Annotated in this window: 4 protein-coding genes; all 4 read right to left on the bottom strand. The window is 38.6% G+C overall.

The window, feature by feature from the left end; genetic code table 11:
• Positions 1 to 121: 121 nt before the first annotated feature.
• The 4 genes from CWC28_RS19855 to CWC28_RS19840 all read right to left on the bottom strand — a co-directional run bounded on the left by CWC28_RS19855 (position 122) and on the right by CWC28_RS19840 (position 1978).
• Positions 122 to 415 (bottom strand): hypothetical protein, encoded by a 294-nt coding sequence (locus CWC28_RS19855; protein ID WP_138625645.1) that lies wholly within the window; start codon positions 413 to 415, stop codon positions 122 to 124.
• A gap of 138 nt (positions 416 to 553) precedes the next feature.
• Positions 554 to 1030: a hypothetical protein gene (locus CWC28_RS19850; protein WP_063707276.1), complete on the bottom strand. Its 477-nt coding sequence runs from the start codon at positions 1028 to 1030 to the stop codon at positions 554 to 556.
• A 165-nt stretch (positions 1031 to 1195) separates the two neighbouring features.
• Positions 1196 to 1633, bottom strand: a complete 438-nt coding sequence (locus tag CWC28_RS19845; RefSeq protein WP_138625644.1) for a hypothetical protein — start codon at positions 1631 to 1633, stop codon at positions 1196 to 1198.
• 147 nt (positions 1634 to 1780) lie between these two features.
• The gene (locus CWC28_RS19840; protein WP_138625643.1) at positions 1781 to 1978 is read right to left on the bottom strand and encodes a hypothetical protein; all 198 of its coding nucleotides are present in this window, start codon (positions 1976 to 1978) and stop codon (positions 1781 to 1783) included.
• Positions 1979 to 2053 lie beyond the last annotated feature (75 nt).

Raw genomic sequence — 2053 nt, 5'->3', positions numbered from 1 at the left:
ACCACATAGTACGGCAGCCACTCGCTTTCCATGCTTACCGCAATCAATATACATCGGTTCTATATCTGTACTCATTAGTAACCTAACGCCCGCATAATGGGCGGATAATGCTTGGCTAAAATCAGCGAGGAACGAGCGTCAGCCAAGCTTTAGTAACACTGTCCCGATAATACTCGATAGTTTCTTTTAATTCTTTATCAGCTTTAGCCAGAAACTCTTCTGAGCACTTTGACCTAACATGAGTTAAGGGTAAATGATCTGTTTCTGATTCAATTTCACCAAAAATATGAAATTCAGTGTTCCAGCATTGGCCATACTTTTCATTACCAATACGCCATAGCTTAATTACGTTATCTAAGTAATCTTCATCGCTTTCCAGCAGCTTTTTCGCAAACGTAATTGCTTCTTCAGGCACTTAATTTACTCCGAACTCTAGAAACGTATAACGCCTCAGTTAAAAGGCAAAATTTGGTTGGCTACAATGTGAAGCGGAGCGAAACCAGCCAACTGAATTTTGTCCGCTTTTAAACTGTTTGTTATACGTATTTTACACCTATTTATCGCTGCTTAGTTGTTCAAGGTAACTTTTTAATCTTACAAAATCTTCAAGCCCACGTTTATCTGTTTGATATTCTGGCTCCCAATATGCTACGGCAGTGTATTGATACAAAGAGCTTTCTAGCATCCAAGTATCTCCATCCATTCCCCGAGTTTTATCTTTCGGAAACACCAGTGTTTTCTCTAACTTACTAACTAAATTTGAGTACTGTTCTTCTGTTAATTCAATACTTTTCTTTGATTTAATACCTTTCCAGTCATAACCCCCAGCGCCCTCATAAGTTGTAGTTATTAACTGATAGGGTTTGTGCCTAGTAACCTCATAGATAACAGGGTTTGAAAAAGTAGGTACTACTTTCATTTTTAAGACTGGTTGAAGATAAAAACCAGGGTCAGTGTATTCGATTGTATTTCGAGTAGATTTACAGCCAACAATTGAAAGTAGAATCAAAAAAATTGAAAAGTATTTCATATTACTAAACCGATCCTTCGATACGTATAACGCCCGCATAACGGGCAAAAATACGTAGGCTACAATACCAAGCGAAGCACAGGGAGCCTACGTGTTTTTGTCCCTAGCGAGCGCAGCGAGTGTTAATGCGTTTGTTATGTGCGCACTTGATAATACATGCGTCCTTTATTGTGTGGTAAAAATAACTGGAAATTGGATATACATCCCACAATCTTCTCCATACGTAATGGAAAGGTAATTCTCGCTAGCTAGATATGACTTAACTGTATAAAAAATATGACCATAGCCATCTTCTTTTTTCCATGGCGCGATAGGCATGGAAAAATCGTGATTCATTAAAGTTGCATCAAAGACAGGTTGACCCTTAAATAACCAAATACCTTCAAACTCTGATTCTCCCAGCTTAAGCGGAAATGAAGCTTCAACGAGAAACTCACCGTCCTTTTCTTTAGCTGTTATCTGAACGTCTTCACCATATTTTTGATTCCATTCATTCACCATATCTTCGGTGATATAGCAGCTACTAGCACAGACTGAAGACGCAAAGCAGATTGAAGCAATAAAGGAGAGCGCGCGATAATAAAAAACTTTTAAGAAACTCACTTTCCGTAAAACTCCCTAATGCACATAACGCCGCAAATAAACGGCAAAAATTAGTTGGCTAAAAATTTGTAAGGTACGAACAAAGCCAACTGTTTTTTGTCCTTATTGATTTGCCTTGTTATGTAGCTAAACTGTCAGTGCTTCACTTTAGCCAGCCAAATGGTGATAAGCAAAGGCTAAAGCCCAAGCAATTAAACCAATACCAATTAGAGCGAGAACACCTTTTCCTCTATTGCTTGATACATCTGCACCACAAACAGGGCATTTAAAATGTGAATAATGGCCTGACACCTTAACTTCTATAGGATTGATCTTACTATCACATTTTTTGCACTGCTGACTCAATTTTTCACCTGCTACATAACGCCCTGTTAATAGGCGGATTACGCTTGGCTAAACTTAGCGAAGAATGAGCGCCAG

This window comes from Pseudoalteromonas sp. S4492 (assembly GCF_005886115.1).
Lineage (GTDB): Bacteria > Pseudomonadota > Gammaproteobacteria > Enterobacterales > Alteromonadaceae > Pseudoalteromonas > Pseudoalteromonas gelatinilytica.
This window is presented reverse-complemented; position numbering and strand designations above follow the sequence as displayed.

Bases quoted from the DNA above. Each gene is read 5' to 3' on its own strand.
- CWC28_RS19850 (WP_063707276.1), bottom strand. From the start codon at position 1,030: ATGAAATACTTTTCAATTTTTTTGATTCTACTTTCAATTGTTGGCTGT.